This is a genomic window from Halomonas sp. MCCC 1A13316 (genome assembly GCF_014931605.1).
GTDB lineage: Bacteria > Pseudomonadota > Gammaproteobacteria > Pseudomonadales > Halomonadaceae > Halomonas.
Genome location: NZ_CP053382.1, coordinates 3,529,873 through 3,555,452, shown reverse-complemented (window position 1 = coordinate 3,555,452; position 25,580 = coordinate 3,529,873). Strand labels below are relative to the sequence as shown.

The following is a 25,580-nucleotide window of genomic DNA, read 5'->3' as shown; positions in this document are numbered from 1 at the left end:
GCAGGAGGATACGCTTAACTCCTGCCACATCGCGGTTTTTTTCGAGTGAAACAGGGAGGCGCAGGGAGATGACGGCAAGCGAAGCCTGGCAGGCAGCCACCCGACACCTTGATCTCGCCACCACCAACCTGATTCTGCTGGGCCTCATCCTGAGCCTCAGCATCCTTGCCGACACGGTGGCCAGCCGTACCCGGTTGCCGCGAATTTCGCTGCTGGTGCTGGTCGGCGTGGGCGTTGCCATCGTTCAGCAGGTGTGGATGGGCCTGGAAGGGGGGCGTCCGTTGGAGGGGCTCGGCGAGCCGCTGATCCAGGTCGCCTTGGTGATGGTCGCTTTCCTGTTGGGGGGCGAATTGACCCTTGAGCGCCTGCGCCGTACCGGCCGGATGATCCTCCTACTGTCATTCGCCGTCCTGCTGGTGAGCGTTGCGGTGGTTGGCGCAGGGCTGTTGCTGCTGGGCTACCCGTTGCTGGTTGCCGTCAGCCTGGCAGCGATTTCGGTGGCCACCGATCCGGCTGAAGTGCGCGAGGTCATTCACGAGAATAGCGACACGCGATTGCCTGCCCGGTTGTTGATGGGCATCGTCGCCATCGACGATGCCTGGGGCATCCTGACTTTCGGCTTGGCAATGGCGCTGCTGGGATGGCAGCTCTCAGGCGATGGTAGTGGGGCATTGCTGCCATCGCTCTGGGAGCTGGGCGGGGCCGTGCTGCTAGGCACGGCTGTAGGGGCTCCTGCCGCCTGGTTGACGGGGCGGTTGCGGCCCGGCGAACCGACTCTGGTCGAGGCGCTGGCGCTCATTCTGTTGCTGGCCGGCCTGGCCGCGTGGCTCGAGGTGTCGGCGCTGCTGGCGGCAATGCTCGCCGGTGCGCTGGTGGCCAATCTCTCCCGTCATCACACTCGCTCGTTCAACGAGATCGAACATATCGAGTGGCCTTTCCTGATCTTCTTTTTCGTTCTCTCGGGGGCAAGTATCGACCTGCGTTACCTAGGTAGCGCCGTGTGGCTCACCCTGGCCTACATCGCGCTGCGTGCGCTGGGACGCTACCTCGGCGGCCTGGTCGGCGGCGGTCTGGTGCGAACGCGGGAGGTGCAGCTGCCGCGTGATATCGGCCTGGCCCTGACGCCCCAGGCAGGCATCGCCATGGGCATGGCGCTGCTGGTGTCGGAGCGTTATCCCGCGCATGGACCGACGCTGCTCTCGGCCGTCGTGGTTTCCACCGTGGTCTTCGAAGTGCTCGGGCCCTTCATGGTGCGACGAGTTCTGCGTTGACCGATTGCTGGACGCTGCGTACGCGCAGCAGGCGTAAGCCGTTGGCCACCACCAGCAGGCTGGCACCCATGTCGGCAAATACCGCCATCCACAGGGTGGCGTGGCCGCTGAAGGCCAGCGCCATGAAGACCACCTTGAAACCCAGAGCGATGGCGATGTTCTGCATCAAGATGCTGCGTGTGCGACGCGACAGGCGCAGGAAGTCGGCCAGCCGCCGCGGGTCGTCGTCCATCAGCGCCACGTCGGCTGTCTCGATGGCGGCATCGCTGCCCAAAGCCCCCATGGCGAAGCCGATGTCGGCGCGGGCGAGTGCCGGGGCATCGTTGATGCCGTCACCTACCATGCCCACCGAACCTTGCTGAGCGCGGGCCTCTATCATGGTCAGTTTGTCTTCCGGCAGCAGCGAGCCGTGGGCCTTGTCGATGCCGGCCTTGGCGGCCACCGCGGCAACGCTCGCCGGGTTGTCGCCACTCAGCATCAGCGTATTCACGCCCAGGCGATGCAGCGCTTCGACCGCCTCACGGCTCTCTTCGCGCAGGGGGTCACCGACGGCAAACAGCGCCAGCGGTCGGGTCTCCTTGCCCAGAATCACCAGGGTCTCGCCGCGGGCCTCGTGTTCGGCCAGGTGGGCCTCAAGCGTGCTGTCTATCGTTGCGAACTGTTGCATCAGTCGGCGGTTACCGAGCCAGACAGTATGCTCACCCTGCCTGGCAACCATGCCGCGGCCCGGCAGTTCCTGCACCTCGCTCACTTCCAACGGCACGATGCCATCTGCCTCGGCGGCACGTGCCAAGGCTGCCGACACCGGATGCGAGGAGCGGCCGGCGAGCCCCGCTGCCAGGCTGCGCAGCCGGGTTTGGGCAGGTTCGTCCCGTGTCGGGTCGAGCGGGTGCCAGGCCCGCTGCGAGGGGCGGCCCTGGGTCAGGGTGCCGGTCTTGTCGAAGGCGATGGTGGCCAGCCGATAGCCTTGTTCGAGTACATTGCCGCCTTTGATCAGGATGCCCGAGCGTGCGGCGGCGGCAAGGCCACTGACGATGGTCACCGGAGTGGAGATCACTAGCGCGCAGGGGCAGGCGATCACCAGCAGGACCAGCGCACGGTAGACGCCCTCGAGCCAGCCAATGCCGAACAGTACCGGCCAAGTAAGCGCGACCAGCAGGGCAATGGCGAACACTGCCGGGGTATAGACGGCGGCGAAGCGGTCGATGAAGCGCTGGGTAGGGGCGCGGCTGGATTGGGCCTGCTCAACGGTATGAATGATGCGGGCCAGGGTGGTGTCGCTGGCTGCGCGGGTGGTCCGGTAGAGGAACTCGCTACCCTGGTTGACGCTGCCGGCGAACACGGCCTCGCCCGGCGCCTTGTCCACCGGCAGGCTCTCGCCGGTGATGTGCGATTCGTCCAGCGCCGGGTGGCCCTCGGCGACGCTGCCGTCCAGCGCCAGGCGCTCACCGGGGCGCACGCGAACCAGGCTGTCGACGGCGACCTCACCGGCCGGAAAGGAACGGAAGCTGCCATCCGGCTGTTGCACGCTGGCGCTCGCCGGTGCCAGGTCGAGCAGTTCGCGAATGGCATTGCGAGCCCGGCCCAACGAGCGCGCCTCGATGCGCTCGGCCAGGGTGAACAGTACCAGCACCATCGCCGCCTCGGCCCACTGGCCGATCAGCAGCGCGCCAGTCACTGCCACGCTCATCAGCGCGTTAATGTTGAGGGTGCGGTGGCGCAGGGCGATGAAGCCCTTTTTCCACGTGGGCAAGCCGACCAGAGCGATGGCCGCCAGCGCCAGCGCGGCGGCTAGCCAGGGCTCGGCCAGTTCCAGCCAGTGGCTGGCCTCGGCGGCCAAGGCGAGCGTGGCGGCAACGCCGATCTTCCACCATGGCTCCCCGTCGCTGGCTGCCGGCGCGTTGCGCTGGGTCGGGTCATCGCGTTCGGCGGTCATGCCGGTAGCGGCTATGCGGCGCCGAATGACCTCCTCGCCGACATCCCGATGGTGCACGGTGAGCCTGCGACCGATCAGGTCGAAGTCGAGCCGCTCGATGCCCGGCATGTCCTCCAGTGCGCGGCGCAGCAGCCCCTCTTCGGTGGGGCAGCACATCGCTTCGATGCGCAAGCGCAGCGAATCGACGCCTGGCTGTGGTTCCTTCGGCCTCGTCGGGGCCGGGGACGTATCGACGCTGCAGGCGCCGCCGGAGCAGCAGGATCGTTCAGCCATGGTAGAACTCCGTGTCATTGGTCTACCTTGATGAGACACCCTGTAGCCACTACAGGGTCAAGCGACTTGTGAGGTGTTCATGAAAATCGGTGAACTGGCCACCCGCACGGGCTGCCCGGTGGAAACCATCCGCTACTACGAACGCGAAGGGCTTTTGCCCGAGCCTGGCCGCAGCAGCGCCAACTATCGGCTGTACGCTGAGCCCCACGCCGAGCGGCTGCGCTTCATCCGCCACTGCCGCACGCTGGACATGACCCTGGACGAGATCCGTACCCTGCTCGACTACCACGATCACCCGCGCCAGCCCTGCAATGCCGTGAACGGGCTGATCGACGACCACCTGGCTCACGTCGAGACCCGCATCGAGCAGTTGCAGGCTCTGCGCCAGGCATTGGTGACGCTGCGCTCGCGCTGCAACGGTGTGACCGATTCCAGCCACTGCGGCATCCTGCAGGAGCTGGCTCAGCCCACGCCGCATGAGCTTCCAGCCGAGGCTTTCGAAACCAGCCACGTACCGGGGCCGCATGGTCACTGAACCTGGTTTGTTTCCTCAATCTCTGCGATACACCCGCCGGCCCAGTGCCCAGACCTCGTCGATGTCCCACTCGCCTTCGGCAAGCACCAGCAGGTCGGCATCGCAGCCGGGGTCGAGTCGGCCCTTGGCGGAGAGGCCGAGCGCGTCGGCGGCGTAGGTGCTGGCGACGCTGATCGCCTCTTCCAGGGCGATGCCGTGAACCTCGGCGCATTCCCCCACGACTCCGAACAGGCTGGCCAGTCGGCCGGGCTCGAGGCCGATAAAGCGGCGCTGTGCATCGAAGCGGGGCAGCGAGGCGTTGGCGTCCGATGACAAGGTGATTCGCGATGGCTCGACGCGGGCGTGCAGGGCGCGTGCCACGGCCTCGGCGGCGGCCACTTCGCCGCCCGCCAGCAACTTCGGCGTGGTGCTGGTGGTGAAGTCGATGCGTCCGCCTTCTCTGGCGAACCGCAGGCCGTCCTCGAACAGCTCCGGAGTGCGGTTGATGTGAGTGGGCAGGAACTGCGCAAGGGGAATGGCGCTGTCGCGGGCTGCCTCGCGTAGCGGCTCCAGGCGGGTAGGAGCGTCGCCGGTATGGATGAAGACGATGCCGGACTTGCCTGCCAGCATGCCGGCGGTGCGGGCCTCCGAGGCCAGGCGAGCCAGCTCGAAGGCAGAGGGCTGCGAGCCGCGGTGATCGCTGATCGCCACCTCGCCCACGCCGATGAATTCGGGAATGAAGAGAATGTCGCTGCCCACCGAGCCGGTCAGCGTCACCGGCGGTAGCTGGTAGGAACCGGTATAGCAGTAGGTGGTCAGGCCGCCCGCGGCCAGTTCGCGCGCCTTGCCCAGCAGGTTGGCCGGGGTGCGGGTCAGGGCGTCAGTGCCCAGTGCGCCGACCAGGGTAGTCACGCCCGAGGCCAGCGCGGCCTCCAGCGTCAGCTCGGCGGTACGCGTGCCGAAGCCGCCCTCGCCGCCGCCGCCAATGAAATGAACCAGCGGGTCCACCAGGCCGGGGATAACGCGCCGTCCCTCCAGGTCGATCTCCGTGATGGCTTGCCCCACGGCGGGTAGTGCCTGGTCGGCAGGTACCACCGCGGCGATCCGTCGATCGGCGATCAATAGGTGGCACAACCCCATGGCACGGGGAGCGTAGAGGCGGGCATTCTTCAGCAGGGTCAGCATTCTGGCTCCTCAGGAAAGGCGAACGCCGGCTGACACCGGCGTTCGCGGGGTTGGCTCAAGCCGGGTTACAACTTGATATCGTAATTGAAGTACTTCTCCATCAGCGCGTCATAGGCGCCGTTCTCCTTGAGCGCCGCCAAGGCCTCGTTGAAGCGCTCGGCGAGTTCGCGGTCGCGCTTGCGGAAGGCCACGCCCACGCCCTGGCCGAAGATGTGCTGGGGCTCCTTGATGAAGCCGCTGATACGCTGGAAGTCGCTGCCTTTGGTGTCGATGGCGATGGTCGATTCGGCTACCGGATAGTCCATGAAGGTGAGGTCGAGGCGGCCGGCACGCAGATCGGTGACCACGTTGTCGGCGCTGGTGTAGCGGCGTATCTCCACGACATCGCCGTAGAGCTCGGAGACGTAGTTGTCCTGCAGCGTGGCGCGCTGCACGCCGACCACCATGCCCTCAAGGCTCTCTCGGTCCTCGATGTCGATGTCACGCTCGTTGGCGGTGACCCAGGCACTCGGCGTGGTGTAGTAGGGCTCTGAAAACAGCACCTGCTGGGCGCGTTCCTCGGTGATCGCCATCGACGACATGATGGCGTCGTACTTGCGCGCCAGCAGGCCGGGGATGATGCCGTCCCAGTCCTGCTCCACCCAGGTGCAGTTGGCTTCGAGGTAGTCGCACACGGCGTTGCCCAGCTCGATCTCGAAGCCGGTCAATTCTCCGTCCGGAGTGCGGTACATGAAGGGCTCGTAGGGAACATCGACACCGAGGCGAATTTCGTCGCTGTCGCGGGCCTGAGCGACACCGGTGAACAGGCTGGCGGCCAAGCCGGCGGCCAGGAACAGATTGATATGACGCATGAGGCTTCCTCCCGGGAAGGCGTTTATTGTGGTGTATTGCTGGGATTGCCGAGCACGGGCGACGGCTGTGCAATCAGCGGTCTGGTGACCGAGATGCAACGGATGGCACGGGTGTGCCGATACGGCCAGGAAGGCCGCAGGAAGGGCTTATTCGTCGAACCACTCGCTGAGGTAGAAGCTGCTGAAGAAACAGCGATAGGCCTCGAGCGATTGGCGAATGCGGTAGGCGGAATCGATCATGGACGGGGTCCCGATGCGATAGGTTTGACAGGTCGACTGTCGTGCAGCTCGGCCTGGCTGTCAACCCCTCCCCGGCCTTGCCGGGGAGAGGAGAAACGCGAGCTTACTGTTCGAAATAGCGCTGGAAGATTTCATCGTAGGTGCCGTCTTCCTTCAGCGTGGCCAAGGCCTCGTTGAAGCGCTCGGCCAGTGCCTCGTCACGCGGACGGAAGGCGATGCCGAAGCCGTCGCCGAAGTACTCCTTGGGCTCGGTGATCATTTCGCCCACGACCTTGTAGGACCGCTCGTCACTTTCGAGCAGCGTGGACTTGCCCACCGGGAAGTCGAGGAACACGATGTCCAGACGTTCGGCTTCCATGTCCAGCACCATGTCGTCGGCGGTGGAGTATCGGCTGATGTCGGCCACGTCGCCGTAGTGGTCGGTGACATAGTTGTCCTGCAGGGTACCGCGCTGCACACCGATGGTCATGCCATCGAGCGCTTCGGTGCTGGGCTCGCTGAGGTCGGCTTCTTCAGGAGCGAACCAGGCGGAAGGGGGCGTGATGTACGGATCGGAGAACAGTACGGTAGCGCGGCGTTCGTCGTTGATGGTCATCGACGACATGATGGCGTCGTACTTGCGCGACAGCAGGCCGGGGATGATGCCGTCCCACTCCTGTTCGATCCATTCGCAGGTCACGCCGATCTCTTCGCACAGGGCGTTGCCCAGTTCGATGTCGAAACCGGTCAGTTCGCCTTCGGGCGTACGGTACTCCATCGGCTCGTAGGGCACGTCGACGCCGAAGCGGACGTGATCGTAGTCACGGGCCTGGGCGGTTCCGGCGGCGATGGCGACGCCCAGCAGGGATACAGTCAGCAGTTTTTTCATCGTTCGGTTCCTTGTTTTCGTTCGTGCACCGATCAGGTGACGTCGCGCCTGAATTTAGCGCAGCCGCGTCGGGGCCGAAAGTCCCCGAGCGCGGTTTTTCCAACGCCTGTTTGACGTTGCTCAGTTCCCGCTCAGTGGCTTCAGGTGTGCCAGAAGCCGCTTCTCGAGATAGCGGAATAGATAGAGAATCATGAAAGTCAGGCAGAGATAAATCAGCGCGGCAAAAATGAACGCCTCGAAAGGCGCATAGTAGCGCGCATAGACGAAGCGAGCCGCCCCGGTAATATCCATCAGCGTGACCACGCTGGCAATGGCGCTGGCGTGCAGCATGAAGATCACCTCGTTGCCGTAGGCCGGCAGGGCGCGGCGGAAGGCGCTGGGCAGGATGATGCGTCGCATCGTCAGCCCCGACGACATACCGTAGGCACGGGCCGCCTCGATCTCGCCGCGCGAGGTGGCCTTGATCGCGCCGTGGAAGATCTCGGTGGTGTAGGCGGCGGTGTTGAGCGTGAAGGCGATCAGCGCCGGATAGAAGGCTTCCTTCAGCACGGGCCACAGGAAGCTCTCCTGGATGCCATCTACGAATACCACGCCGTAGTAGATGATGTAGAGCTGGACCAGCAGCGGCGTACCGCGAAACACATAGGTATAGAAGTAGACCGGCAGCTTGATCCAGCGATGCTTCGAGCCGCGCAGGATTGCCAGCGGAACCGCCAGTACCAGGCCGATCAGTAACGACACGAACACCAGCTGTGCAGTGGTGACCAGTCCGCCCCAGTAGTAGGCCAGCGTCTGCGGCGTGAAGATGACGTTGCCTTCCAACAGGCTCGCGAGCCATTGATTCAATTGTTCCATCTCAGTGCTCCCCGAAGCCGACGTTGTAGCGCTTCTGCAGGCGGGCGAAGATCCACTCCGACACGCTGGCGATCAGCAGGTAAATGACTGCCACGGGAATCAGGAAGGTGAACGGCTCGTGGGTGGCGCGGGAGGCCTCGGCGGCGACGCGCACCATGTCGGTGAGCCCGATCACCGAGACCAGCGCGGTGGTCTTGAGCAGCACCATCCAGTTGTTGGACAGCCCCGGCAGCGCGTGACGCATCATCAGCGGGAAGCGGATGCGCCGAAATACCAGCCACGAACCCATGCCGTAGGCCTTGGCCGCTTCGACCTGACCTTCATCCACCGCCATGAAAGCGCCGCGGAAGGTCTCGCCCATGTAAGCGCCGAAGATGAAACCGATGGTGATCACACCGGCAATGAAGGCGTTGAGGTTGATGAACCAGTCTACGCCGAACTGATCGTAGAGCTTGTCGGTGAGCATGTTCAGCCCAATCTGGCCGCCGAAGAACAGCAGCATCATCAGCACCAGGTCGGGCACACCGCGGATCAGTGTGGTGTAGAGCGTGGCCGTACGATGCAGTAGCCAACTGCGCGACATCTTGGCGCTGGCGGTCAGCAGGCCGAGCAGGACGGCCAGCGCCAGCGACAGCACCGCCAGTTGCAGGGTCACGCCAGCGCCTTCGAGCAGGCGGGGGCCGTAGCCGTGAAGATCGAGCATGGTGTCTCCCTCAGTACTTCGGCGCCAGGAACTGCTGAAGCCGCGGCGAGGTGGGGTTGACCAGTACATCCTGGGGCGGCCCGGCTTCCTCGATCACGCCCTGATGCAGGTAGATGACCTGGCTCGAGACGTCCCGGGCGAAGCCCATCTCATGGGTCACCACGACCATGGTGCGGCCTTCTTCGGCCAGGTCACGCATGACCTTCAGCACGTCGCCGACCAACTCTGGATCGAGCGCCGAGGTGGGCTCGTCGAACAGCATGACTTCGGGGTCCATGGCCAGCGCCCGGGCAATGGCGCCGCGCTGTTGTTGACCGCCGGACATCTGCGCCGGGTAGGCATCGGCGCGTGCGGTCAGGCCGACTCGCTCGAGCAGGGCACGGGCATGCTCGACGGCTTCTTTCTTCGACTTGCCGAGCACGTGAATCGGCGCCTCGATGATGTTCTCCAGCAGTGTCATGTGCGCCCACAGATTGAAGCTTTGGAACACCATCGACAGCTTGGCGCGCATATTGACCACTTGCTTCCAGTCCGCCGGCTCGCGGCCGTGTCGAGTCTGCTTGAAGCGGATCTCCTCGCCGTGAACGATGAGGTCGCCCTCGTCGGGCTGCTCGAGCAGGTTCATGCAGCGCAGGAAAGTACTCTTGCCGGAGCCGGAGGCTCCGATCAGGGTGATGACGTCGCCCTTGTGAGCCTTTAGTGAAAGGCCCTTGAGGACTTCGGTATCCCCGAAGCGTTTCTTGATGTTGCGTACTTCGAGGGGAATCGGGGTATCGGCCATGGGTCGGGCTCCAGATCGGGACGAGTCGCCAAGGCGACGGCCGGTTAAGCGGGCAGGCGCGAAAAAAGGGGCGATTCTAACAGGCCTTGACGCTTTGGTCAGAGCGAACTGAGGTTCGTGCCGTGGGACGATGGTCGATAAGGCGGAAGGTAAGTGGCATGAAAAAACTCCTGGTTATTGTTTTAAAGCGACATCTTGTGCTGAAAGTTCGGTTTTCTTCAGGCTTTTCTATCGCAAGCTTCAGCCGGGAGGTGCTGCGGGACGGGCCAGCAGCGCCGCGCGCGCGCCGCGCTCTACCGCGGCATTGGGAAACACCACGCTGAGCGGCTCCTTGCCGACGATGAAGGGGCCGGCCTCGGCATCTTCGGCGAGCCGCGCGCCGGGCTTGAATTCAGTGAAGTTCGGCGTGTCGTCGGCGAAGCACAGGCGGAAGTCATCGGAGTGACGCATCAGCTCGTGGTATACGCGGAAGAACACCATGCGTTCAGGGGCGTCGCCTGCCGGTTCGCGCCCTTCGAGCAGTGACTCCAGCAGGCGTGCCATGGGCGCCAGGGGAGCGAGGTCGTTGTGGCCGAAGGGCAGGGCGCGTCCCAGTTCCAGGGTGAAGGCCTGCGCCTGATGATAATGCTTGGAGTAGTGGGAGAAGGTCCAGCTGTGCTGATGTTGGTGCAGCACTGCCTGGATACCCGCCGCCGCCAGCCAGCGCCACTGTTCATGATGTGTCGCGGCGTCGGCGTAGGGTTCGACCACGAAGCGCGGGTAGCGGCTGTCTCGAATCGCCGTATGCAGGTCGTAGTGAAGGCGTTCGAGCCCTGGATAACGGGCGAAGAAGGCATCCACGGCGTGCATCAACCGGCGGGCGCGATCCGGCTCCATACCGGTTTCAACGAGATCGCGGCGGAACAGGCGGTTGAGATTGGTGTTCACATAGCGCTCGGCGCGCCGGATCGCCTCGAGGTTGCCCAGAATCACCAGTACCGGTGCGCCCAGCGTCAGCAGCCCCGCTTCGAGGCGTGCCAAACACTCACCGAGCAGTTCGATGGGGGCGGTCTCGTTGCCGTGGATGCCCACCGAGATCACGCTGGCATGCGCATCGTCGCGGCGCACTGCGGGTGTCAGTTCGAGAATGCCTGCTGCGTGCAGGGTATAGGTGCCGCCGGGAAGCTTGCCGCTACGTGACTGAGGCGTGGCGTCTTCCAGGCTGAGTTCGATCCATTCCGACAGCATGGGATGTCCGGGTCGGTTGTGAGTACGATGTGAGACCATCGCCACCATCCTGTGCGCGAGGCCATATCGCAAGATCGCGCGTCGGGCTGGTGAAAGCCCGGGTGCGATATTGAAACTGGGCGAGCCGACCTTTGGCCAATGGGGGCGGGGCCGGGCGAAGGCTAAGCTGGCTTCTTTCTAGCGCGAGGATCCACCATGCCCAACGATCGAGATGAGCCAGGTTTTGACGATTACCTCGACCGGCTCAATGCGCACTACGAGGCCGCTACCGCAAGCCAGGGCGAGACCCTGCTGGCGAGGCTGCAGGAGGCGTTCAGGGCAGCGGGATCCGATCCCTATCGACTGAGCCTCGACGACGTGGCGGGGGTCGATCAGCTGCATCTCGGCGGTCGCCGTGCCAGCCGTGCCCTGGCGGCACTGGGCGAGCTGCGAGGCGGTGAGCGAGTTCTCGACGTCGGCTGCGGTACCGGTGGCGCCAGCCGATTGCTGGCCGCCGAGTATGGCTGTGACGTGGTCGGGGTCGACATCACGCCAGCCTTCATCGAAGTGGCGAATTGGCTCAGTTTGGCCACCGGGCTGGCTGACCATACGCGCTTCGTGTGCGCCGATGCCGCCGATGTGCCACTGGCGGCGGGCAGCCTCGAGGTGGTGTGGTGTCAGCATGCGCTGATGAACATGCCGCACGTGCCGCGGGTGCTGGCCGAGTGGCAGCGCCTGCTGGTGTCGGAGGGCCGCGTGCTGCTGCACGAACTGGTGGCTGGCGACAACCACGAGCCATTGGCATTGCCGGTGCCTTGGGCGCGTGAACAGGCCACCAGCCACCTGCGAAGCCGGGATCAGCTCGAGCGTGTCATGGCGCTGGCCGGCTTCGAGCCGCTCGGGGTGGAGGACGTCACCGATGCGGCCCTGGCCTGGCGGCAGGAGCATAGCCGGCGAGAGAGCGGTGCTGACGAGGCGGCGCGGGAGGCAGGCTCGCTACCGGGACCAGGGTTGATCTTCGGCAGCGAGTTTGCCCGGATGGGACGCAACCTGCGCGACAATCTGGTGGCCGATAAGGTGCGGGTACTTGCCGGCAGCTGGCAGCGCGGGCAGCGATAAAATCGAATCGGCTAGACGAAATGCTTCGCTTTTCTTCATCCCGTTCCTTTCTATGCTGTAGGCACTCGCCGGCTAAACCGGCGTTTGGACGGCAACCACGAAAGGAGGCGCAAGATGACCAAGGTACTCGTGCTCTACCACTCCATGCATGGCCATATCGACACCATGGCCAAGGCCGTGGCCGAAGGCGTACGCCAAGTGGAGGGAGCAGAAGTCGAAGTCAAGCGCGTACCCGAGACCATGGATCCGGAGACCTATGCCAAGGCCGGCGGCAAGACTTTCGACACCCCGGAGGCCAAGCCTCAGGAACTGGCCGACTACGATGCATTAATCTTCGGAACACCCACGCGCTACGGCAACATGACCGGGCAGATGCGTACCTTCCTGGACCAGACCGGCAGCCTGTGGGCCAAGGGTGCGTTGCGTGGCAAGGTAGGCAGCGTGTTCACCTCGACCGGCACTGGCGGCGGCAACGAGACCACTATCTTGACCTCGTGGACCACACTGGCGCATCACGGCATGCTGATCCTGCCGATCGGCTATGGGCTCGAGTCCCAGTTCGATATCTCCAGCGTGCAAGGCGGCTCGCCCTATGGGGCGTCGACGCTTGCCGGGCCTGACGGGTCGCGCCAACCGACCGAGCATGAGCTGGAGCTGGCCAGGATGCAGGGCAGGAGCGTGGCCGAGGTGGCCGGGAAGCTGGCTGCCTGAGTCAGGCGAGACTGGCGCAGCCATACCCCCTGCAACAAGAAGGGAGGCGCGGCAGAGCCGCGCCTCCCTGGCATGACCTTCGGTTCATGCGCCAGACCTGATGCTTAGTTGCTCTGCGTGGCTTCCTGCAAGGTCTGGTTGCCGTCGATTTCCTCGTACTGGTCGCTACCGTAGTCGCCGGACTCACCGCTGTCGCCGGACTGTACCGCCAGCTCGTTCTCGTTGCGGATCTCCAGTTCGTCTACCGAATAGCCCATCTCGTCCTCACCGAAACCGAGGAAGCCGCCTTCGGAAATGACGACGAAGGCTTCGTTGCTCTCGGTGTCGCGAACGACGCGCTCGACGTCACCGATTTTCTTTTCATCCTCTTGGCTATAGACGGCCTTACCTTGGAGCTCGCTGACCTCCATGCTCATCAGGTCGTTTTCCTGCGAGCTTTGTTCGGAGTTCTGCTGCTCCTGGGACTGCTGGTCCTGTTTCTTCTGTTCCTCGTCGGAGTCTTTCAGCTTGGCCTCGGCGTCTTCAGCCTCCTGAACCTCCACGTTGGCCTCGCCCTTCTTCTCGACCGTAACCTCGGGCTCGGCCTGATCCACGCTGACGTTCGGATCCTTCTGCTCGATAGTGACCTCTGGCGGATTCTGCTCGACAGTCACATCCGGCGGCTGTTGCTCGACCTTCACCTCAGCCGGCTCCTGATCGACGTTCACGTCGGCAGGTTCTTCCTCGACATTGATTTCTGCAGAACCGCTACCGGACTGAGTCTGGCTGCTCTGATCCTGCATCTGCTGCTCGTTCAGCGGCTGGGTCTCCTCATCCTGAGACTCCTGTGCAAGAAGCCCGTGACTCAGACCAGCGCTCAGTGCACCTACCGCAATGGCAATTGCTGTCCTTTTCATGCCGTTCCTCCTTATTCCATTGGCTTGCCCTGTGGGCTTGCAATGATCAGGCTAGACGAGGAATCGACAATATGGGCGGATGTTTACGGAGAATAACGTAAACTCATCAGACAGTAACTCGTGGGAAGCTTTGCTCCTATCGCCTGTCACCCACCACCCGGTCTGTCACTGCAGCAGCGTTAAGCCGAAAGGGTCCTTTTCGAGGCTTCCTTGACCCGGATCATCCCGAAGTTTTGCGGTATAGCCATGCTTAACGACAGGCAGGCGCGAAGCGGTCGCCCTGACGGGTAGCGTGATCGGGGAGCGGGAAATGATCAAGCGCAAGCAGCGGGCCGGCTGGTGGGCACTGGCGGCGATCATGGGGTGGCTGACATTGCTCCCTGCGGCTCATGCCAGCACCGCGGACCACACGCAATTCGCGGAGCTGCAGGGACCTTTCGCGAGTGCCGATCAGGTGACCGAGGCCTGCCTGGGATGCCATACCGAGGCTTCGAAACAGGTGATGGCAACCCGCCACTGGACCTGGGATTACGAGAATCCCCACGGCGGTGAGCGACTCGGCAAGCGCACCATGCTCAATACCTTCTGCATTGCCGACCTGTCCAACGAAGGCTTCTGCCAGTCCTGCCATGTGGGTTATGGCTGGGAGGATGACACCTTCGACTTCAGCGACCAGAGCCGTGTCGACTGCCTGGCCTGCCACAACACCGGAGACTACGTGAAGAAGGGCGGCTGGGCCGGCTGGCCCAACGAGGCGCTGACCGACCTGACCCAGGCGGCGCGCCACGTGGGCAGCACCTCTCGGGAGACTTGCGGCAGCTGCCACTTCTACGGCGGCGGCGGAGACGGCGTGAAGCACGGCGACCTGGACTCCTCACTGGTGAACGCGCACCGCGACCTGGACGTTCACATGGCCGTCGACGGGCTGGACTTCAGCTGCAGCAGTTGCCATCAGACCGAGAGCCACGAAGTGCCCGGCAGCCGTATCCAGGGCACGGCCGTGGACGCCCAGGCGGCCATGATTCGTGGCAGCCAGGAGGAGCGCAACCCGGCCACCTGCCAGGCCTGCCATGGCGATACGCCCCATGAGGCCGGCGCCATGGCCGAGCGGCTGAACGCGCATACCCGCACTCTGGCCTGCCAGACCTGCCATATCCCGGCGTTTGCCCGCGGTGGAATACCCACCAAGATGGCCTGGGACTGGTCCACTGCCGGAGAACTCGATGAGTCGGGGAGCCCGATCCAGCGCAAGGACGACAACGGCCACGCGATCTATGACAGCAGGAAGGGGGACTTCGTGCTGGGTGAGGACGTGGTGCCTGAGTACCTGTGGTGGGACGGGACAACCACCTTCGTCACCGCCGAGACCGTCATCGATCCGTCAGAGCGAGTACTGGTCAACACCTATCATGGGACCCCAGGGGCCGAAGATGCCCGCATCTGGCCGGTCAAGCGAGCGCTGGGCAGGCAGCCCTATGACACCGTCCACCGGACTCTGCTGCGCCCCCAGATAGCCATCCCGAACGACACCGCCTTCTGGTACAACTTTGATTGGGACAAGGCACTGGCGGTGGGTACCGGAATCTCGGGCCAACCCTTCAGCGGCGAGTACGACTTCGTCGATACGGCAATGCTGTGGCCCATTACGCATATGGTGGCGCCAAGCGAACAGGCCCTGAAGTGCGGTAGCTGTCACGTCGAGGAGGGGCGTCTCGCGGGCGTGGAAGGCGTCTGGTTGCCGGGGCGAGACCGCCACCAACTGCTCGACCGCTTCGGTTTCGGCTTGGCCGGTCTGATGCTCTTGGGAGTCCTTGGTCATGGCGCCCTGCGTTATGCCAACCGCAACCGTCGCAAGGAGCATTGAGATGAGCCAGCGCATCTACCTCTTCACTCGCTTCGAGCGCTTCTGGCACTGGTCCCAGGCGATGCTGGTGATCGTCCTGCTGTTCAGCGGCTTTGCCATTCGCGGTGTCCATTCGCTGATCCCCTTCGGTCCGGCGGTACGGCTGCATGAGACGGCGGCCTGGCTGCTGATCGGCCTGTGGGTGTTCGCCATTTTCTGGCACTTCACCACCGGTCAGTGGAAGCACTACATTCCGACCCTGACGAAAATCGACGCCATGGTGCGCTACTACGCCTACGGCATCTTCACTGGCGCCCCCCATCCTTACAAGGTGACAGTAGAGCGCAAGCACAATCCGCTTCAGCGCCTGGCCTATCTGGGCGTCAAGTTGGTGATCAATCCGCTCATATGGGTCTCGGGGCTGCTTTATCTGTTCTGGGGGAGTGTACGTGACAGCGTGCCGGCCTTCCTCGGCCTGGAGCAGGTAGCCGGTCTGCACGTCCTGGGTGCCTTCCTGATGCTGGCCTTCCTGATCATCCACGTCTACCTCGCCACCGCCGGCCATACGCCCATGGCCCATATCAAGGCAATGGTAACCGGCTGGGAGGAGGTAAACGACGTGGGCCAGGTCAAGCATCCGCCACGGGCGCCCTGACTACCGTGCGCTGTATAATCCTTGCACGGCAGAGCGGCCACCGCCTTGGCGGTGACCGCTCTTTCTACGGTGAGAGACTCGGGAGAGTGTTTCAGCCCTCGAGGCGTGCTGCAATGGCCCGGCCCAGTGTCGCGGTATTTCCTAGCCCCCGAATGTCCGGGGTCAGCACGGCCTGATCGGCCTCGGTCAGCACCGCCTCGAAGGCATCGACGATCGCCTTGGCGGCGTCGGCGTGGCCCAGGTGCTCGAGCATCATGGCGCCGGACCAGATCTGGCCGATGGGGTTGGCGATGCCCTTGCCGGCGATGTCCGGGGCGCTGCCGTGAACCGGTTCGAACAGGCTGGGGAAGGTACCCTCCGGGTTGATGTTGGCCGAAGGCGCCACACCGATGGTGCCGGTGCAGGCCGGGCCCAGGTCGGAGAGAATGTCGCCGAACAGGTTGCTTGCCACCACTACGTCGAACCAGTCGGGATGCATGACGAAGTTGGCGGTAAGGATATCGATGTGGAACTTGTCGACGCTGACCTCGGGGTAATGGTCCGACATGGCCACGACTCGCTCGTCCCACCACGGCATGGTGATGGCGATGCCGTTGGACTTGGTGGCCGAGGTGAGCTTCTTCCGCGGCCGGCTCTGGGCCAGCTCGAAGGCGAACTTCAGCACCCGGTCGGTGCCGTAGCGAGTCATCACCGTCTCCTGGATGACAACCTCGCGCTCGGTGCCCTCGAACATCTTGCCGCCGACGCTCGAGTACTCGCCCTCGGTATTCTCGCGTACCACATAGAAGTCGATGTCTCCGGGCTTGCGGTCGGCCAGCGGGCTCTTGATGCCGGGCAGCAGCTTGCACGGTCGCAGGTTGATGTACTGGTCGAACTGACGGCGGAATTGCAGCAGCGACCCCCACAGCGAGACATGATCCGGCACTCTCTCGGGCCAGCCCACGGCGCCGTAGAAGATCGCATCGAAGTCCTTGAGCTGCTCGAACCAGTCGTCGGGCATCATCTTGCCGTGCTTTTCGTAATAGTCGCAGCAGGCGAAGTCGAAGTGAGTCAGCTCCAGGTCGATATCGAAGCGCTTGGCAGCGGCTTCCAGAACGCGCAGGCCTTCCGGCATCACTTCGTTGCCGATGCCGTCACCGGGAATGACAGCGATACGATGGGTCATGGTCGGTTCCTCGGATGGTTGAGTCAGGTGTCGAGCTGCCCCCAGTCTAGCTCTTGGCTTTGTCGAGATAATCGGGCTGAATGGAAAGGTATTGTTGAACGAGAGTGGAGAATGGCATGGCCCAGCTCGACGATCTTGGCTTCTTCCAGCAGTTGGCCCGGGCCGGAAGCCTGACGGCCACGGCGCGTGAACTGGGCCTGTCGCTATCGGCGGTGAGCAAGCGTCTCAAGCAGCTCGAAGCGCGCCTGGGCGTGGAGCTTGCCAGCCGTACCACGCGACGGTTGTCGCTGACCGCCGAAGGCGAGCGCTACCTGGCGCGGGGTGCGGCCATTCTCGAGGAGCTCGCCGAGCTGGAGGAGGCGCTGGGCGTGCAGCAGGCGGCGTTGTCGGGTCCGCTCAGGGTGAATGCCACCTTCGGCTTCGGCCGGCGCCACGTGGCGCCGCTGCTCTCGGCGTTCTGTGCCCGTCATCCCGGCGTCGAGGCCGTGCTAGAGCTTTCCAATTACCCGCTGAGTCTTGGCGAGCAGGGCTTCGATGTCGGCGTTCGCGTGGGCGAGCCGCCCGATTCGCGTCTGGTGGCCCGGCGCATCCTCGCCAACCGTCGTGTGCTGTGTGCCTCGCCCGATTACGTGGCGTGCATGGCGCCGCTCGCTGAGCCGGCCGATCTTGCTGCCCACGCCTGCCTGGTGCTGCGCGAGAACGAGAGCGACTACGCCGTGTGGCGCCTGTGCCGGCGTGACGGCAGGAAGGCCGAACAGGCGATGAAGGTGTCCGGTCCGCTGACCAGCAACGATGGCGAGGCGATCGTGCAGTGGGCGCTCGACGGCCATGGTATCGTGCTGCGCTCCTGGTGGGACATCCACCGGCAACTGGAATGCGGGAAACTGGTCGAACTGTTGCCCGAGTGGCAGGGCGTGCGTGCCGATTTCCATGCCGTCTACCAGCAGCGGCGCCACGTACCGGCACGCATCCGCGCTTTCGTTGCCTATCTTGAGCAGGAGATGCCTCGGCGGGTACCCGTGCCGGGGCGTCTGGAACAGGCCAACCGGCCCCCTGATGGAGGAGACCGTCTCCCTTGAACGTTCTCATGTTCACCAATACCTATGCGCCCATCGTGGGCGGGGTCAGTGAATCGGTGCAGCGTCTCAAGACGCAGTTGCAGTTGGCGGGGCATGACGTCCTGGTGGTGGCGCCACGTCTCGAAGGGCAGCCGCACAGGGAAGACGGCGTCGTGCGGGTGGTGGCCGTACAGCATTTCAACGGCAGTGACTTTTCGCTACCGGTGCCGATCCCCGGCCAATTGATCGAGGCGGTCGAGGCGTTCGACCCCGATGTGGTGCATTCCCACCACCCCTTCCTGCTGGGCGATACGGCGGCTCGGGTGGCCGATACCTATGGTCTGCCGCTGATTTTTACCCAGCATACCCTCTACGAGTACTACACCCATTACGTGCCGGGGAACTCCCCGATGATGCAGCGCTTCGCCAAGGCGCTGGCCACGCAGTATTCACATATGTGCGACGAGCTGATTGCACCCAGCGAAAGCATTCGTCATCTGCTGCTCGAGCGCGGTGCCAATACTTCGATCTCGGTTGTCCCCAGCGGCGTCGATGTCGCCCGCTTCGCTACGGGAGACGCTGAGGCCTGGCGCGATCGGTTCGGCATTCCGCGTGACGCCTATGTCATCGGTCACCTGGGGCGGCTGGCTCGGGAGAAGAACCTGCTGTTCTTGATGGAGGCCGTGGCAAGCGCCCTGAAGCGCCTACCGAGGGCGCATTTCCTGGTGGTCGGCAGTGGCGATGCCCAGGCGGCCATGTATGACATGGCCAAGCGTCAGCGCATTGCCGACCGCGTGCACTTCACTGGCAACCTGCAGGGACCGGCGCTGGTCGACGCCTATCACGCCATGGACGTCTTCGCCTTCGCATCGCACAGTGAGACGCAGGGCATGGTCATTGCCGAAGCGATGGCCACCGGGCTGCCCGTGGTCGCCGTCGATGCGCCCGGTATCCGGGAAATGGTCGTCGATAAACGCAACGGCCGCCTGCTGGCCCGGGACAACGCCGAGGTCATGGCGCAGGCACTGGTTGCGCTGAGCGATGCCGAGCGGCGCCTGCCCATGTCTGTCGCGGCGCGCAGGATGGCGGAGCAGGTGGACGAAGCGCGCTGCGCCGCGCGCTGCCTGGCTGTCTATCGCCGTGCCATCGCCGCGGGCGGGCCCTATACGCATGCGGACGAGGGAGGTTGGGAGCGGGTACGGGCTCGGCTCGGTGCCGAGTGGCGCATGCTGCGTCACCGCGGGCGGCTGCTTAAGCACCTCGTGCAGGAGGAGTGGGACCAGGAGCGTCCGAGCTGGTGGCCGGGACGTCGCGAAGGGGAATCGGAACTGCCGCCCAAGTGAGCCATCAGGCGCGGCGCTTGCGGCGCCAGTCGGCCCAGCGCTTGAGGGCGTAGAGCAGGGCGATTCCGGCGGCGATGCCTCCCACGGACCAGACCAGCTCCTGGCGATTCTCGGCTGTCAACAGCGAGCCGAGCTGACTGCCGAGCAGAATGATGGCCGCAAGCCCCGGGGTCAGCCCGATGACCGTTCCCAGCATATAGTCGCGAAAGCGTATGTGAAAGGCACCGGCCATCATGTTGGTCAGCGTGAAGGGCGCAAGCGGCAGCAGGCTGACCAGCGTCATGGTGCGAATGCCGCGTCCGGCCAGATAGCGCGACAGGCCTTGAAGGCGGGTGCCGCCATGGCGCATCAGAGCGTCACGTCCCAGCCTTCGCCCCAGCCAGTAGGTCACGACGGAGCCGGCCAGGGTCCCAACGAAGGAGTAGATGAAGCCCCATACGGGGCCGAACAGCAGGCCAGCGAGAACCACCAGCACGCTCATCGGGAACAGGGTCAGTGAAGCGACCAGATAGGCCCCGACCACTATCGCGCCCGCCCACGGCGAGTCGCGCCATGACAGCGAGCCCTGCATCAGCGCGTACAACGTATTGGCATCGAGCAGGTCGCGCGCCGCCAGCCACTGCCACAACAGGCCGAGGGAAGCCAGCAAGGCGAGGGCGATCAGCAACAGGGCAATCTTGCGCGACATAGCGGGTTTCCGACGCCTCGAAAAGCTTCATCATAGAACAAAGAGACCGCTGGATGCTGGCTCTCGGGCGCTTTTCCAACGGTTGCTGCGTTTAGATGTGCTGTCGCTCGGGCAGGCGCTGTAGCGGCTGCTGGCCGAAATAACGTGTTAGCAGCGCATAAAGGTCCGGGTAAGCAGCATCGAGCGCGTCGGGGGCGGTGAAGAAGTATTCGCAGCAGACGGCGAAGCACTCGCCGGGGTGGGTGGCGGCGTAGTCGTCGATGGGAGGCGTGTCGCCGCGTTCCAGGTGCGCCTGCAGGTCGTCCCACACCGCGGTGAATACGCGATGCCACTCCTTGGGACCGATATCGCGCGGTAGCGGCGGAAAACCGTCGACATCGAGCGAGTTGCCCATGTCTAGCTTGTGGGCGAGCTCGTGGATCACCACGTTGAAGCCGCTGAAATCGCCGCTTTCCATCAAGTCGGGAAAGGCCACCACCACCGGGCCCTGATGCGAGGTTTCGCCGGCACGTTCGTCCTCGTAGGCGTGCACCACGCCGAACTCATCCATCTCCTCCACTTGGCGGTGAAAGGCCTCCGGCAGGATCAGGATCTCGTGGAAGCCCGAGAAGGCTTCATCGTGGTCGTCCTCGGACCAGCCCAGCGTCAGCAGGCAGGCCTGGGCGGCCAGTGCCAGTTGGGCAGGTTGGTCGAAGGGTGTGCTCTGGGTCAGCTCCGGGTGCAGGCTCATGCGCTTTGCGTGCAGGAAGCGCCAGGCGCGCCGCCCCAGCCGCTGCGCCTCCTGTTCGTCGAGAAAGGCCAGCAGCGGCAACCTCGAACGTGCCTCGGCCCAGGCCGATTCGGGAAAGGGATGGCGGGCCTCGAAGCGCTCGGCCCGCCAGCGGCGCAGGCGGTCAAGCATGCTTCAGCCCTCTTCCTGCCGGGCGCCTGACTTCCATGACCAGTCGCGCCAGCGCAGATCGAACAGATCCTTGCGCCGATCCTTGAGATTGGTCACCGAGCCCTCGGCACGCACTACGGTGAGGCGGGTGAGGTCGAGGTCGGAGAAGATCACCATTTCGGTATTGGGCGTGGTTTCAGAGAGCACTGCATCGTGTGGGAAGGCGAAATCCGAGGGCGAGAACACTGCCGATTGGGCGTACTGGATGTCGAGGTTGCGAATCGACGGCACGTTGCCCACGCTGCCGCACAGCACCACATAGCACTCGTTCTCGATGGCCCGCGCCTGGGCGCAGTGGCGCACCCGCAGGTAACCGTTCTTGGTATCGGTCCAGAAGGGCACGAAGAGAATGTCCATGTCCTGGTCGGCCAGCAGCCGGCCGAGTTCTGGGAACTCCACGTCATAGCAGATCAGGATGCCGACACGCCCGGCATCGGTATCGAACACGCGCAGCTCGTCGCCGCCTTCGATCACCCATTCGCGACGCTCCTGGGGCGTGATGTGCAGCTTCGACTGGTGCTCCACGTCGCCGTCGCGGTGGCACAGGTAGCTGACGTTGTAGAGCCGGCCGTCCTCATGCTCCTCGATCATCGAACCGGCGATGATATTGATGTTGTAGGACACCGCCATGCGTGACAGCTCGTTCTTGAACTGCTCGGTAAAGCCTGCCAGGTAGCGGATGGCGGCGATCTGGTCCTGCTGGGTGGCACGGTCCTGCAGCCCCATCAGCGGCGCGTTGAACAGCTCCGGGAAGACGGCGAAATCGCTCTGGTAGCTGGAGATGGCGTCGACGAAGTACTCCACCTGCTGCAGCACCGACTCCACCGAGGCGCACTCGCGCATCTGCCACTGCACGGCGCCGATGCGTACCTGGGTGGGGCGGTTCTCCAGCACCCGCTCGGCGGGTTCATAGAGAATGTTGTTCCACTCCAGCAGGGTGGCGTAGCCCTGAGATTTTTCGTCCTCCGGCAGGTACTTGCGCAGCAGCCGCTTTACCTGGAAGTCGTTGGCCAACTGGAACGAGAGGATCGGGTCGTGGACCTCCTTGCGCGCTACCCGTTCGATGTACTCGGTGGGGCTGAGGTCCGGATATTCGTGATAGTTGGGGATGCGCCCGCCGGCGAGAATCGCCCGTAGATTGAGCGAGCGGCACAGTTCCTTGCGCGCCTCGTAGAGGCGCCGCCCCAGGCGGTAGCCGCGATAGTCGGGGTGGATCAGCACGTCCAGCCCGTACATGGCGTCGCCTTCGGGATCGTTGAGGATGATCTCGCGATTGCCTACCAGGTCGTCGTACTTGTGCGGGTTGGAGAACTCGTCGTAATCGACCCGCACTGTCAGCGCCACGCCTACCAGCCGCTCGTCGTCCTCGATGGCGATCTGGCCGTCGGGGAATTCCTGGATCAGCCGATCAATGGTGTGCTGCGGCCAAGCGCCGCCGATGTCGTCGTAGACGGCATCCATCAGCTTCTTGAGCTGCGGGTAATCGTCCTGTGTCAGGTTGCGGAGGTTGAGGTGCAGGTCGTCAAGGGACATTGCGCTCGGTTCCTGATCAGGGTGGAAGGCACATTCTACCATGCGCTGAGCGCTGGCCCGACCGTAGCCGGACAGTGGCCTTGTGTCACTACTCTGTCACCGAAACGCTTCACCATTGCCGCAAAACGATGCATAAGCGGCTACGCTGAGTTCGGGAGAGACGATGACAGCCATGCCATGCCTTCACCGGCAACGCGGACGCAGCATGAACCCAGACAACAATCATCAGACCAAGAATCCGCTCAGCCAGCCTACCATCTCGCAGCCCGGCTCGAGGGAGCGTCAGCGCATTCGGCTCGAGGCCGTGAGCAAGCGCTGGGGCGACACCACCGCCGTCGACGGCATCGGCTTCGACGTGGCGCCGGGCGAGTTCGTCATCCTGCTCGGCCCTTCGGGCTGCGGCAAGTCGACCACGCTGCGCATGATTGCCGGCCTCGAGCAGGCCAGCGCCGGGCGCATACATATCGGCGAGCGCGACGTCACTCACCTGCCGCCGGGCGACCGGGGGCTGAGCATGGTGTTCCAGTCCTACGCGCTGTTTCCTCACTTGAGCGTGGCCGACAATATCGTCTTCGGGTTGCGCAGCCGCAAGGTGCCCAAGGCCGAGCGCCAAGAACGGCTGGCGCGGGTCGCCGAGCTGGTCGATCTCGAAGCCTATCTCGAACGCAAGCCGGCCCAGCTGTCGGGTGGCCAACGCCAGCGGGTCGCCCTGGCCCGGTCGATCATTTCCGAACACCCCATCTGCCTGATGGACGAGCCGCTGTCCAACCTCGATGCGCGCCTGCGCGGCGAGATGCGCCGTGAGATAAAGGCGCTGCAGCAGCGTCTCGGCATGACGGTGATCTACGTCACCCACGATCAGGTCGAGGCGATGAGCATGGGCGACCGGGTGATCCTGATGCAGGATGGGCGCGTCGTGCAGGATGGCACCCCCGACGAACTCTATGACCGCCCGGCAACGGCCTTTGCCGCCGGCTTCATCGGCAGCCCGGCGATGAATCTGGTGCCGCTTGCCGCCGCAGCCGACGGCGCGGTCATCGAAGGCGAGCCGCACTGCAGCGTGGCGGCACATGAGGCCAAGGGACACTGGTTCGGCGTTCGTCCCGAGGACATCCGCCTGCTGCCGGCCGAAGCCTCCGGCGTACCCGCCAAGGTGATCGACGCCGAGTACCTGGGAGCCGACAGCATCGTGCGGCTGCAGGTCGGCAGCCAGCAGCTGCGCGCACGCCTCGAAGGCAAGCCGGCAATGGCGGCCGGCACTGCCTGTCGGCTGCAGTGGCGGCGCGAGGCGGCCCACTTCTTTGCCGGGGATGACGGCCGGCGCCTGGCGATCACGGGGCACGATCTCGCTGCACCGCCAGGTCGGCATCGCTTCGAGCCGCACTCGCCATACTCTCCGCTGCCGGGTACGGCGGCTTCCGCAGGGCAAGACAGCGAGGCCCAGGCCTCGTCCAACCATGCAGGGAACGACTCTCCAGGAGTGAACCGATGAACGCACGCTTTTCGCTCGTAAAAGACAGCCTCGCAAAGCGCAGCCGAATGGGGGCCGCGGCCCTGGCTGGCCTGCTGGCCGCCGGCTCGCTGAACGCCCAGGCCCAGACCGAGCTGACCATGTACTACCCGGTGGCGGTGGGCGGTGCCCTGACCGATGTGATCGATGGCCTGGTAGCCGAGTTCGAGAACGAGCACCCGGACATCTCGGTGGATGCCATCTACGCCGGCAACTACGACGACACCCGGGTGCGGGCGATGTCGGCCATCGAAGCGGGCGAGGCGCCGCAACTCTCGGTGCTGTTCTCCATCGATCTGTTCGACCTGCTCGAGCAGGACGCCATCATCGCCTTCGACGAGGTGGTCGAGAGCGAGGAGGAGCGCGAGTGGCTCGACAGTTTCTATCCGGGGCTGATGGAGAACGGCAGGATCGACGGCCAGACCTACGGCATTCCCTTCCAGCGCTCGACCATCGTGCTTTACTGGAACAAGGACGCCTTCGAGGCCGCTGGGCTCGACCCCGAGACGCCGCCCGAGACCTGGGAGGAAATGGCCGAGATGGCCGCTGCGGTACGTGAAGCCAGCGGCGGCGAGCAGTGGGGCGTGATGGTGCCCTCCACCGGCTATCCCTATTGGATGTTCCAGGCTTTCGCCTTCCAGGACGGCCACCGGCTGATGAACGAAGAGGGCACCGAGGTCTACTTCGACGACCCCGCCGCCATCGAGGCGCTGGAGTACTGGGTATCACTGGCCGAGGAGCACGAGGCGATGCCCGACGGCACCATCGAGTGGGGCACCCTGCGCCAGAACTTCCTGGAAGAGTCGACCGCCATGATGTGGCACAGCACCGGTAACCTCACCGCGGTGCGCAACGACGCCTCCTTCGACTTCGGCGTGGCCATGCTGCCGATGAAGGAGCAGCGCGGCAGCCCCACCGGCGGCGGCAACTTCTACCTGTTCAAGGGCAGTAGCGAGGAGGAGCAGCACGCCGCCTTGACCTTCATCCGCTGGATGACGGCACCCGAGCGTGCCGCGGCCTGGTCGATCGAGACCGGCTACATGGGGGTGAGCCCGGCGGCCTACGAGACCCAGGCGCTGCAGAGCTATGTCGAGGAGTTTCCGCCGGCCGCGGTGGCCCGCGACCAGCTCGAGCACGCCACGGCGGAGCTGGCCACCTACCAGGGCGGGCGCGTACGGCGAGCGCTGGACAATGCCGTGCAGGCGGCGCTGACCGGCCAGATGTCGCCCGAGGAGGCCCTCAAGCAGGCTCAAGCCGAGGCGGATGCAGCGCTGCGTCGCTACGCGCGCTCCCGTTGAGGCTCGAAAGACGTAACGTCGAGAATTCGAACCGACGCAGGCAGGGAGTCGGTGGTAAGGCCGAAGAGGAGGTCATTCGACAGGGAAGTCGAATGTAGCGTCCAGGGAAGGATTCACAGCGCCTCATCGATGGTACGG

General features: G+C 64.4%; 23 protein-coding genes. 10 read left to right on the top strand and 13 right to left on the bottom strand.

The window, feature by feature from the left end; translation table 11 throughout:
• Nucleotides 1–68 precede the first annotated feature (68 nt).
• Complete coding sequence (locus HNO52_RS16400) at nucleotides 69–1,271, top strand: cation:proton antiporter domain-containing protein (protein WP_197566308.1); 1,203 nt, start codon at nucleotides 69–71, stop codon at nucleotides 1,269–1,271.
• On the opposite strand, the gene HNO52_RS16395 is transcribed toward HNO52_RS16400, so the two are convergent.
• A complete protein-coding gene (locus tag HNO52_RS16395; RefSeq protein WP_197566307.1) occupies nucleotides 1,246–3,480 on the bottom strand; it encodes a heavy metal translocating P-type ATPase in 2,235 nt (744 codons plus the stop codon). The two genes, HNO52_RS16400 and HNO52_RS16395, sit on opposite strands and share 26 nt — an antisense overlap.
• Before the next feature lie 79 nt (nucleotides 3,481–3,559).
• On the opposite strand from HNO52_RS16395, the gene cadR reads away from it, so the two are divergent.
• On the top strand, nucleotides 3,560–4,015 hold the full coding sequence (gene cadR, locus HNO52_RS16390; protein WP_197566306.1) for a Cd(II)/Pb(II)-responsive transcriptional regulator: 456 nt from the start codon (nucleotides 3,560–3,562) through the stop codon (nucleotides 4,013–4,015).
• 15 nt (nucleotides 4,016–4,030) lie between these two features.
• On the opposite strand, the gene iadA is transcribed toward cadR, so the two are convergent.
• From iadA to HNO52_RS16355, 7 genes are all read right to left on the bottom strand, one after another.
• Nucleotides 4,031–5,179, bottom strand: coding sequence for a beta-aspartyl-peptidase (iadA, locus tag HNO52_RS16385; RefSeq protein ID WP_197566305.1), 1,149 nt, complete (start codon nucleotides 5,177–5,179; stop codon nucleotides 4,031–4,033).
• A gap of 65 nt (nucleotides 5,180–5,244) precedes the next feature.
• Nucleotides 5,245–6,030 (bottom strand): transporter substrate-binding domain-containing protein, encoded by a 786-nt coding sequence (locus tag HNO52_RS16380; RefSeq protein WP_197566304.1) that lies wholly within the window; start codon nucleotides 6,028–6,030, stop codon nucleotides 5,245–5,247.
• Between the two features lie 343 nt (nucleotides 6,031–6,373).
• Nucleotides 6,374–7,138, bottom strand: a complete 765-nt coding sequence (locus HNO52_RS16375; protein WP_197566303.1) for a transporter substrate-binding domain-containing protein — start codon at nucleotides 7,136–7,138, stop codon at nucleotides 6,374–6,376.
• Between the two features lie 120 nt (nucleotides 7,139–7,258).
• Entirely contained in the window at nucleotides 7,259–7,993 is a 735-nt protein-coding gene (locus HNO52_RS16370) for an ABC transporter permease (RefSeq protein ID WP_197566302.1), read from the bottom strand.
• 1 nt (nucleotide 7,994) lies between these two features.
• Nucleotides 7,995–8,696, bottom strand: coding sequence for an ABC transporter permease (locus HNO52_RS16365; RefSeq protein WP_197566301.1), 702 nt, complete (start codon nucleotides 8,694–8,696; stop codon nucleotides 7,995–7,997).
• A 10-nt stretch (nucleotides 8,697–8,706) separates the two neighbouring features.
• Entirely contained in the window at nucleotides 8,707–9,477 is a 771-nt protein-coding gene (locus HNO52_RS16360; RefSeq protein WP_197566300.1) for an ABC transporter ATP-binding protein, read from the bottom strand.
• Between the two features lie 240 nt (nucleotides 9,478–9,717).
• On the bottom strand, nucleotides 9,718–10,704 hold the full coding sequence (locus HNO52_RS16355; protein ID WP_197566299.1) for a succinylglutamate desuccinylase: 987 nt from the start codon (nucleotides 10,702–10,704) through the stop codon (nucleotides 9,718–9,720).
• 195 nt (nucleotides 10,705–10,899) lie between these two features.
• On the opposite strand from HNO52_RS16355, the gene HNO52_RS16350 reads away from it, so the two are divergent.
• Entirely contained in the window at nucleotides 10,900–11,802 is a 903-nt protein-coding gene (locus tag HNO52_RS16350; protein ID WP_197566298.1) for a class I SAM-dependent methyltransferase, read from the top strand.
• Nucleotides 11,803–11,916: 114 nt separating this feature from the next.
• Complete coding sequence (wrbA, locus tag HNO52_RS16345; RefSeq protein WP_197566297.1) at nucleotides 11,917–12,513, top strand: NAD(P)H:quinone oxidoreductase; 597 nt, start codon at nucleotides 11,917–11,919, stop codon at nucleotides 12,511–12,513.
• Nucleotides 12,514–12,617: 104 nt separating this feature from the next.
• On the opposite strand, the gene HNO52_RS16340 is transcribed toward wrbA, so the two are convergent.
• Nucleotides 12,618–13,409: a PRC-barrel domain-containing protein gene (locus HNO52_RS16340; RefSeq protein ID WP_197566296.1), complete on the bottom strand. Its 792-nt coding sequence runs from the start codon at nucleotides 13,407–13,409 to the stop codon at nucleotides 12,618–12,620.
• Nucleotides 13,410–13,719: 310 nt separating this feature from the next.
• Between HNO52_RS16340 and HNO52_RS16335 the strand changes: the two genes are divergently transcribed.
• Together HNO52_RS16335 and HNO52_RS16330 are read left to right on the top strand one after the other, a co-directional pair.
• Complete coding sequence (locus HNO52_RS16335) at nucleotides 13,720–15,273, top strand: tetrathionate reductase family octaheme c-type cytochrome (protein ID WP_197566295.1); 1,554 nt, start codon at nucleotides 13,720–13,722, stop codon at nucleotides 15,271–15,273.
• Nucleotide 15,274: 1 nt separating this feature from the next.
• Nucleotides 15,275–15,907 carry a cytochrome b/b6 domain-containing protein gene (locus tag HNO52_RS16330; RefSeq protein ID WP_197566294.1) on the top strand — a complete coding sequence of 211 codons (633 nt, stop codon included), beginning with the start codon at nucleotides 15,275–15,277 and terminating at the stop codon, nucleotides 15,905–15,907.
• Between the two features lie 91 nt (nucleotides 15,908–15,998).
• Here HNO52_RS16330 and HNO52_RS16325 read toward each other — a convergent pair whose 3' ends face one another.
• Nucleotides 15,999–17,072, bottom strand: coding sequence for a tartrate dehydrogenase (locus tag HNO52_RS16325; RefSeq protein WP_197566293.1), 1,074 nt, complete (start codon nucleotides 17,070–17,072; stop codon nucleotides 15,999–16,001).
• Nucleotides 17,073–17,188: 116 nt separating this feature from the next.
• On the opposite strand from HNO52_RS16325, the gene HNO52_RS16320 reads away from it, so the two are divergent.
• Together HNO52_RS16320 and HNO52_RS16315 are read left to right on the top strand one after the other, a co-directional pair.
• Nucleotides 17,189–18,151 carry a LysR family transcriptional regulator gene (locus HNO52_RS16320; protein ID WP_197566292.1) on the top strand — a complete coding sequence of 321 codons (963 nt, stop codon included), beginning with the start codon at nucleotides 17,189–17,191 and terminating at the stop codon, nucleotides 18,149–18,151.
• Nucleotides 18,148–19,473, top strand: coding sequence for a glycosyltransferase (locus HNO52_RS16315; protein ID WP_197566291.1), 1,326 nt, complete (start codon nucleotides 18,148–18,150; stop codon nucleotides 19,471–19,473). The genes HNO52_RS16320 and HNO52_RS16315 overlap by 4 nt, the downstream gene beginning before the upstream one ends.
• A 4-nt stretch (nucleotides 19,474–19,477) precedes the next feature.
• On the opposite strand, the gene HNO52_RS16310 is transcribed toward HNO52_RS16315, so the two are convergent.
• From HNO52_RS16310 to HNO52_RS16300, 3 genes are all read right to left on the bottom strand, one after another.
• Nucleotides 19,478–20,161 (bottom strand): TVP38/TMEM64 family protein, encoded by a 684-nt coding sequence (locus HNO52_RS16310; RefSeq protein ID WP_197566290.1) that lies wholly within the window; start codon nucleotides 20,159–20,161, stop codon nucleotides 19,478–19,480.
• Between the two features lie 91 nt (nucleotides 20,162–20,252).
• The gene (locus tag HNO52_RS16305) at nucleotides 20,253–21,062 is read right to left on the bottom strand and encodes a M90 family metallopeptidase (RefSeq protein WP_197566289.1); all 810 of its coding nucleotides are present in this window, start codon (nucleotides 21,060–21,062) and stop codon (nucleotides 20,253–20,255) included.
• 3 nt (nucleotides 21,063–21,065) lie between these two features.
• Nucleotides 21,066–22,634: a bifunctional GNAT family N-acetyltransferase/carbon-nitrogen hydrolase family protein gene (locus HNO52_RS16300; protein ID WP_197566288.1), complete on the bottom strand. Its 1,569-nt coding sequence runs from the start codon at nucleotides 22,632–22,634 to the stop codon at nucleotides 21,066–21,068.
• A 205-nt stretch (nucleotides 22,635–22,839) separates the two neighbouring features.
• Between HNO52_RS16300 and HNO52_RS16295 the strand changes: the two genes are divergently transcribed.
• Together HNO52_RS16295 and HNO52_RS16290 are read left to right on the top strand one after the other, a co-directional pair.
• Nucleotides 22,840–24,126, top strand: a complete 1,287-nt coding sequence (locus HNO52_RS16295) for an ABC transporter ATP-binding protein (protein ID WP_197566287.1) — start codon at nucleotides 22,840–22,842, stop codon at nucleotides 24,124–24,126.
• Nucleotides 24,123–25,442 carry an ABC transporter substrate-binding protein gene (locus HNO52_RS16290; protein ID WP_232090345.1) on the top strand — a complete coding sequence of 440 codons (1,320 nt, stop codon included), beginning with the start codon at nucleotides 24,123–24,125 and terminating at the stop codon, nucleotides 25,440–25,442. Before HNO52_RS16295 ends, HNO52_RS16290 begins: the two co-directional genes overlap by 4 nt.
• The last annotated feature ends 138 nt before the right edge of the window (nucleotides 25,443–25,580 follow it).

Coding starts and splice junctions, on each gene's coding strand:
- HNO52_RS16400 (WP_197566308.1), top strand. CDS start 69: ATGACGGCAAGCGAAGCCTGGCAGGCAGCCACCCGACACCTTGATCTC.
- HNO52_RS16395 (WP_197566307.1), bottom strand. CDS start 3,480: ATGGCTGAACGATCCTGCTGCTCCGGCGGCGCCTGCAGCGTCGATACG.
- cadR (WP_197566306.1), top strand. CDS start 3,560: ATGAAAATCGGTGAACTGGCCACCCGCACGGGCTGCCCGGTGGAAACC.
- iadA (WP_197566305.1), bottom strand. CDS start 5,179: ATGCTGACCCTGCTGAAGAATGCCCGCCTCTACGCTCCCCGTGCCATG.
- HNO52_RS16380 (WP_197566304.1), bottom strand. CDS start 6,030: ATGCGTCATATCAATCTGTTCCTGGCCGCCGGCTTGGCCGCCAGCCTG.
- HNO52_RS16375 (WP_197566303.1), bottom strand. CDS start 7,138: ATGAAAAAACTGCTGACTGTATCCCTGCTGGGCGTCGCCATCGCCGCC.
- HNO52_RS16370 (WP_197566302.1), bottom strand. CDS start 7,993: ATGGAACAATTGAATCAATGGCTCGCGAGCCTGTTGGAAGGCAACGTC.
- HNO52_RS16365 (WP_197566301.1), bottom strand. CDS start 8,696: ATGCTCGATCTTCACGGCTACGGCCCCCGCCTGCTCGAAGGCGCTGGC.
- HNO52_RS16360 (WP_197566300.1), bottom strand. CDS start 9,477: ATGGCCGATACCCCGATTCCCCTCGAAGTACGCAACATCAAGAAACGC.
- HNO52_RS16355 (WP_197566299.1), bottom strand. CDS start 10,704: ATGCTGTCGGAATGGATCGAACTCAGCCTGGAAGACGCCACGCCTCAG.
- HNO52_RS16350 (WP_197566298.1), top strand. CDS start 10,900: ATGCCCAACGATCGAGATGAGCCAGGTTTTGACGATTACCTCGACCGG.
- wrbA (WP_197566297.1), top strand. CDS start 11,917: ATGACCAAGGTACTCGTGCTCTACCACTCCATGCATGGCCATATCGAC.
- HNO52_RS16340 (WP_197566296.1), bottom strand. CDS start 13,409: ATGAAAAGGACAGCAATTGCCATTGCGGTAGGTGCACTGAGCGCTGGT.
- HNO52_RS16335 (WP_197566295.1), top strand. CDS start 13,720: ATGATCAAGCGCAAGCAGCGGGCCGGCTGGTGGGCACTGGCGGCGATC.
- HNO52_RS16330 (WP_197566294.1), top strand. CDS start 15,275: ATGAGCCAGCGCATCTACCTCTTCACTCGCTTCGAGCGCTTCTGGCAC.
- HNO52_RS16325 (WP_197566293.1), bottom strand. CDS start 17,072: ATGACCCATCGTATCGCTGTCATTCCCGGTGACGGCATCGGCAACGAA.
- HNO52_RS16320 (WP_197566292.1), top strand. CDS start 17,189: ATGGCCCAGCTCGACGATCTTGGCTTCTTCCAGCAGTTGGCCCGGGCC.
- HNO52_RS16310 (WP_197566290.1), bottom strand. CDS start 20,161: ATGTCGCGCAAGATTGCCCTGTTGCTGATCGCCCTCGCCTTGCTGGCT.
- HNO52_RS16305 (WP_197566289.1), bottom strand. CDS start 21,062: ATGCTTGACCGCCTGCGCCGCTGGCGGGCCGAGCGCTTCGAGGCCCGC.
- HNO52_RS16300 (WP_197566288.1), bottom strand. CDS start 22,634: ATGTCCCTTGACGACCTGCACCTCAACCTCCGCAACCTGACACAGGAC.
- HNO52_RS16295 (WP_197566287.1), top strand. CDS start 22,840: ATGAACCCAGACAACAATCATCAGACCAAGAATCCGCTCAGCCAGCCT.
- HNO52_RS16290 (WP_232090345.1), top strand. CDS start 24,123: ATGAACGCACGCTTTTCGCTCGTAAAAGACAGCCTCGCAAAGCGCAGC.